The organism is Oleiphilus sp. HI0080, assembly GCF_001635135.1.
Map to the genome: position 1 here is coordinate 1 of NZ_LWFU01001195.1, position 6170 is coordinate 6170.

Here is a 6170-nt window from a genome sequence, read left to right on the forward strand (position 1 = left end):
AGCCAGTATCAGCGCCATCCTTCAACAGCTAAACCAAGTCATTCTTGGCAAGGAAAGTGAGATAAAGCTAGCCCTGGCTTGCCTGCTCGCAAAAGGGCATTTATTAATTGAAGATATACCTGGCATGGGAAAGACAACGCTCAGCCACGCACTTGGCATTACACTTGGGCTACAGTTTAAACGCGCGCAGTTCACCAGCGACATGCTCCCATCTGACATTCTTGGCGGTAACATATTTGATAAAAACTCGGGAAAATTCCTATTTCAGAGAGGCCCTGTTTTCAGTAACGTTTTGCTTGCCGATGAGATAAACCGAGCACCACCTAAAACGCAAAGCGCGCTACTCGAGGCGATGGAAGAGCGACAGATTTCGATTGACGGAAAAACTCGCCCTCTCCCAGTACCCTTTTTTGTCATCGCCACACAAAACCCCTTGGAGCAAGCGGGTACCTATCCACTACCCGAATCACAACTTGATCGTTTTATGATGCGCATCAGCCTAGGTTATCCGTCACCAGAGGCCGAAAAGGAAATGCTCGCAGGAAAGCCTAGAAGCCTCATGCTGCAAACGCTCAAAGCCGTTATCTCGGTAGAGCAGTTGTTGGAATTGCAAACGAACGCCGACAAAGTCGAAGCAAGCAAGCCGCTCATCGACTATGTATACCGGCTAACCCAAGCGAGCCGCTCGCTAGATCAACAACATGGTCTGTCACCTCGAGCCTCTATCTCTCTGTTAGATGCAGCAAAAGCTTGGGCTTTAGTGGAGGGCCGCGCGCAGGTTCTACCAGACGATGTGCAAGCCGTGTTTCCGTATATTTGCGACCATCGCATGCCTCAACGAGGCCTTCAGCAAGCCTCAGCAAGCGAAAAAATTCTCAAGACAGTAGATATTTTTTAGTTTGACCCCATATCATGGCCTATAACGTCCTGATCTTTATTGAAAGGTCATCAAACAACGTAATCTAGTCAGCGCATACTGCATGTTAGACTTCTTTTTTATTCTAAAAACGCTTTATTGAGGTGCCCTAATGAGCGAAGCAAAGCACTCTAAATTATTGATTTTAGGTTCCGGCCCAGCTGGTTACACAGCGGCGGTATATGGCGCCCGAGCCAACCTGGAGCCAACCGTAATCACCGGCATTCAGGCTGGCGGACAGCTAACGCAAACCACTGAAGTTGATAACTGGCCAGGCGACGTTGAAGGCCTGCAAGGGCCTGACTTAATGGCACGTATGCAAGCACATGCTGAACGCTTTGACACAAAAATCATTTTTGACCATATCAACAAAGCGGACCTTAGCCAAAAACCTTTCCGTTTAACGGGAGATTCGGGAGAATATACCTGTGATGCGTTAGTGATTGCGACCGGCGCATCCGCTCAATATTTAGGCCTTGAATCCGAAGAGAAGTTTTCAGGCCGAGGCGTCAGTGCCTGCGCAACCTGCGACGGTTTTTTCTACCGTAACCAAACAGTGTGCGTCGTCGGTGGCGGCAACACCGCAGTTGAAGAGGCGCTGTATCTATCAAATATCGCCAAGGAAGTCATTCTGATTCACCGTAGAGACACCTTGCGCTCTGAAAAAATTCTTCAGGACAAGATCTTTGAGAAAGCCAAGAATGGCAATATCACTCTAGAATGGAACCATACACTCGAAGAAGTTCTCGGGGATGATGCTGGCGTAACAGGCGTGCGTATTAAATCGACAGAAACCGGCGAGACAAAAGAGCTGGACCTGACGGGCGTATTCATCGCGATCGGCCACAAGCCAAACACGGAGCTTTTCGAAGGTCAGCTCGAAATGGATAACGGCTATATCACCATTAAGTCAGGGTTAGACGGCGGCGTTACATCAACCAGCGTTCCTGGTGTATTTGCTGCAGGCGATGTTACCGATCAAGTCTATCGCCAGGCAATTACATCAGCGGGTTTTGGTTGTATGGCGGCCCTCGATGCAGAGAAATACATAGACGACCTTGAATAAGATATTCTTAGCAGATGTTTAAACCGTAACATTAAGCACATTCGATAGCGGAGCTTATCTTGGAGCCGAAATGTTCTTCTATACTACAAAATGAAGACCTTTTCGGCTTTTTGTTGCTATGAGTTTACTACCTTGGCTTAATCCGGAAGACGACTTCCCACCGGCAGAAACAGCCCTTTCAGACCCAAATGGGTTATTGGCTGCCGGAGCGGATCTATCTCCAGAAAGATTACTGACAGCGTACCGCAATGGCATCTTCCCATGGTCGAGTGGCGATCAACCCCTTCTCTGGTGGAGTCCGGATCCACGCTGCGTCGTATTTCCTGCAAAGGTCCATATATCCCGTTCTCTTAAAAAAGCGATCCGCAAACACAGTTACACAATCAGTTTTGATCAATGTTTTGAAGAAGTAATCGAACACTGCGCGCGAGGTGAAGAATATACTGGTGGCTGGATAACAGAGGAGATGAAAGCCGCATACGCTTCTCTTGCAGACAAAGGAATCGCTCATTCCGTCGAGGTATGGAGAAACGGCAACCTCGTTGGCGGATTGTACGGCATAGGCATCGGTTGTTGTTTCTTTGGCGAATCGATGTTCTCTCTTGAAAGCAACGCATCAAAAGTCGCGTTTGCGGCGTTGTGTAAGCAAGCGGAGCGCTGGCAGTTTCCGGTAATAGACTGCCAGATCGAAAATGAACACCTTAGCTCGTTGGGGGCTGAACTGATCACACGTGACCGATTCCAATCACTCATTCAAACAGGCATGAAGAGCAACAATTTGTTTACATGGCACTTTGATGAAGACATTATTGAACAGATTCTAGCCAGCTAGGACAAACACATGAGCCAACTGCAAACAATGGTGTTCTATGCGACCCCTGAACATCAATGCAGCTATCTAGAAGAGCAAAGGGCCACGACAATGTTTGTCGACCCTAAAGCCAAAATCACCAACTCTGTTTATAGCCAGCTATCAGAGCTTGGTTTTCGAAGGAGCGGTAATCATTATTACCGGCCTCACTGTTCAAATTGCAACGCCTGCATTCCCATCAGGGTCCTGACCAGCGATTTTAAGCCAAGCCGAAGCCAAAAACGGGTCACCAAAAACGCCCTCGGGGTTCAAGCTCAGATTCTGAGCGCCGACTTTCACGAAGACCACTATCTCATCTACGAAAAGTACATTAATCATCGACACACCGATGGCGATATGTTCCCTGCTAGTCGTGAACAGTATCGTTCTTTCCTAGTTGATGGGCGAGAGTGCACAAGGTTTATCGAGTTTTCCATCGACGATCATGTTATTGGCATTGCTGTTGTAGATGAACTGGAAGACGGTTTATCGGCTATTTATACCTTCTTCGACCCAGACTTTTCCCATTTAAGCATCGGAACATATGCCGTTCTCTGGCAAATCCAGGAGGCGCAACGTAGAGGCCTACCTCACGTCTATCTCGGTTACTTCATCGCTGCTTGCAAAAAGATGTCTTACAAGACTGCATTCAAACCTTTTCAAGCAAGAATTGAGGAAAGCTGGCTTAATATTGACGAAATGCAGTCGATTGCCAATAAAAACACCTAGCGTAACAAAACTGATTTTGCGAATTGCTTAACTTTCAGGCAGAATGTCGCTCGTTCAAATGAGGGCCGTCAGTGCCCAATCTTAATATAAGCGCCTCGGGCGCAATTCATAGCTCAAATGAGGTTACGCTTTAATGGCGAAAGAAGATGTCATTGAAATGGAAGGTACAATCGTAGATACCTTGCCGAACACAATGTTTCGCGTTGAACTTGAAAACGGTCATATCGTGACTGCACATATTTCGGGAAAAATGCGCAAGAACTACATCCGGATTCTAACTGGTGACAAAGTGAAGGTGGAGATGACTCCATACGACCTGACCAAGGGTCGAATCACCTACCGCGCACGTTAAAATAAAAAAGGGAGCTAAAATGCTCCCTTTTTTGATCCCTATTGTACATTCCAAGCCCGTCAGTTAGTCCTGAAGAGGAGCAGCCTCCTTCTCAAACTCAAACAAAACCTGCTCTTTTTTGCTGTCGTACTTGATGTGCACATCACCACCATTTGATAAGCTCCCGAACAGAATCTCTTCTGCAAGCGGCTTCTTCAATTCTTCCTGAATCAAACGCGCCATTGGCCGAGCACCCATCTTGTCGTCATAACCTTTCTCTGCGAGATAGACTTTCACTTCATCATCGACATGCAAAACAACACGTTTCTCGTCAAGCTGTGCCTGTAGCTCTGTTAAGAACTTATCAACCACATAGCAAACAGTGTCACGTGAAAGTGGCGCAAACTGAATAATGCCATCCAGACGGTTTCTGAACTCAGGGGTGAAGACCTTATTCAACTCCTCCATCCCGTCTGTCGTATGATCCTGTTCACTAAAACCAATGGATCGACGGCTCATTTGCTGCGCACCGGCGTTCGTCGTCATTACCATGACAACATGCCGAAAATCTGTTTTGCGGCCATTGTTGTCGGTCAGCGTTCCGTGGTCCATCACCTGCAACAACAAGTTGAACACTTCTGGATGCGCTTTCTCAATCTCATCCAACAACAACACACAATGAGGATTTTTGTTCACAGCCTCTGTTAGCAAACCACCCTGATCGTAACCAACATAGCCCGGAGGTGCACCAATCAAGCGGCTAACAGTGTGTCTCTCCATATACTCCGACATGTCAAAGCGAACCAACTCAATGCCAAGCACTTTTGAAAGCTGCTTGGTGACTTCCGTTTTACCAACACCCGTCGGTCCGGCAAACAGAAATGCACCATCTGGCTTCTCTGGAGACTTCAGACCAGCTCGTGATAATTTGATCGCTGTTGCGAGCGATTCTATAGCTGGGTCCTGCCCAAAGACCACCATTTTTAAGTCTCGTTCAATGTTCTTAAGCTTGTCTTTATCGGAACTAGATACATTGCGCGGCGGAATTCGTGCGATCTTGGCAACAACATCTTCGATCGCTTGGACATTAATGGTCTTCTTGCGCTTGCTCTCTTGGACTAAACGCTGACTCGCACCTGCTTCATCAATCACATCAATGGCTTTGTCTGGCATGTGTCTGTCAGTAATGTAGCGATCAGCTAACTCTGCAGCTGCACGCAGCGCTTTATCGCTGTATTTAATTTCATGATGCGCTTCAAACTGAGGCTTAAGACCCTTCAAAATCTGGATTGTATCTTCGACATTAGGTTCATTTACATCAATCTTCTGAAAACGGCGTGCAAGTGCACTGTCTTTCTCAAATATGCCACGAAACTCTGTGAACGTTGTCGAACCTATACAGCGAACCTCTCCGGAGCTAAGCAGGGGCTTCAGTAAGTTTGACGCATCCATTACGCCACCAGAAGCAGATCCGGCACCAATGATGGTGTGGATTTCATCAATAAAAAGGATGGCGTGATCACGCTTCTTCAGCTCCGCAAGCAATGCTTTGAAACGTTTTTCAAAGTCACCGCGATATTTCGTTCCTGCCAGAAGCGCCCCTAAATCAAGCGAGAACACTTCCGCATCAGCGATCACATCTGGCACTTCTTTTTCGACGATTTTCTTCGCTAACCCTTCTGCAATGGCAGTCTTACCTACACCAGCCTCGCCAACTAAAAGAGGGTTATTTTTTCGGCGGCGGGATAAAATTTGGATTACGCGCTCAACCTCATGTTCACGACCGATAAGCGGATCGATACGGCCCTGAGATGCCACATCGTTTAAATTCGCGGCATAGCTTTCAAGAGGATTGCTCTGAGTTCCGCCTTCAGCGGCTTCTTCGCTCATTTCCGCATCGGAGCTTTGGTCTTCAATCTGACCCGGAACCTTTGAAATGCCATGAGAGATAAAGTTAACCACATCGATACGCGCAACGTTTTGCTTCTTCAACACATATACGGCTTGGCTTTCTTGTTCACTAAAAATTGCGACGAGGACGTTAGCGCCCGTTACTTCTTTTTTGCCAGAGGACTGAACGTGAAAGACCGCGCGCTGAAGCACACGCTGAAACCCAAGCGTAGGCTGCGTCTCGCGCTCATCGTCAGCACTTGGAATCAAAGGCGTTGTTGAATCAACAAATTCAGTAAGCTCCTGACGGAGGGCTGGCAACTCGACACCACATGCGCCCAAAACCTTCAAAGCCGCATCGTTGTCCAGCAGCGCTAAAAGCAAGTGT

General features: G+C 47.5%; 6 protein-coding genes. 5 read left to right on the top strand and 1 reads right to left on the bottom strand.

Translation table 11 applies throughout. The features are described 5' to 3' along the window. Positions 1-7 precede the first annotated feature (7 nt). The 5 genes from A3751_RS21060 (at position 8) to infA (ending at position 3913) form a co-directional block, all read left to right on the top strand. The gene (locus A3751_RS21060) at positions 8-898 is read left to right on the top strand and encodes a MoxR family ATPase (RefSeq protein WP_068458791.1); all 891 of its coding nucleotides are present in this window, start codon (positions 8-10) and stop codon (positions 896-898) included. Between the two features lie 130 nt (positions 899-1028). Beyond that, a complete protein-coding gene (trxB, locus tag A3751_RS21065) occupies positions 1029-1982 on the top strand; it encodes a thioredoxin-disulfide reductase (RefSeq protein ID WP_068458787.1) in 954 nt (317 codons plus the stop codon). 118 nt (positions 1983-2100) lie between these two features. Then, complete coding sequence (gene aat / locus A3751_RS21070) at positions 2101-2814, top strand: leucyl/phenylalanyl-tRNA--protein transferase (protein WP_068458788.1); 714 nt, start codon at positions 2101-2103, stop codon at positions 2812-2814. A gap of 9 nt (positions 2815-2823) precedes the next feature. Then, entirely contained in the window at positions 2824-3561 is a 738-nt protein-coding gene (locus tag A3751_RS21075) for an arginyltransferase (RefSeq protein WP_068458789.1), read from the top strand. A 133-nt stretch (positions 3562-3694) separates the two neighbouring features. Beyond that, a complete protein-coding gene (gene infA / locus A3751_RS21080; RefSeq protein ID WP_068458790.1) occupies positions 3695-3913 on the top strand; it encodes a translation initiation factor IF-1 in 219 nt (72 codons plus the stop codon). A gap of 63 nt (positions 3914-3976) precedes the next feature. Here the strand turns inward: infA and clpA are convergent. Further along, positions 3977-6170, bottom strand: a 2194-nt coding sequence (gene clpA, locus A3751_RS21085; RefSeq protein ID WP_068458792.1) for an ATP-dependent Clp protease ATP-binding subunit ClpA, incomplete at its 5' end; no start/stop codon positions are given.

Coding starts and splice junctions, on each gene's coding strand:
- A3751_RS21075 (WP_068458789.1), top strand. CDS start 2,824: ATGAGCCAACTGCAAACAATGGTGTTCTATGCGACCCCTGAACATCAA.
- aat (WP_068458788.1), top strand. CDS start 2,101: ATGAGTTTACTACCTTGGCTTAATCCGGAAGACGACTTCCCACCGGCA.
- infA (WP_068458790.1), top strand. CDS start 3,695: ATGGCGAAAGAAGATGTCATTGAAATGGAAGGTACAATCGTAGATACC.
- trxB (WP_068458787.1), top strand. CDS start 1,029: ATGAGCGAAGCAAAGCACTCTAAATTATTGATTTTAGGTTCCGGCCCA.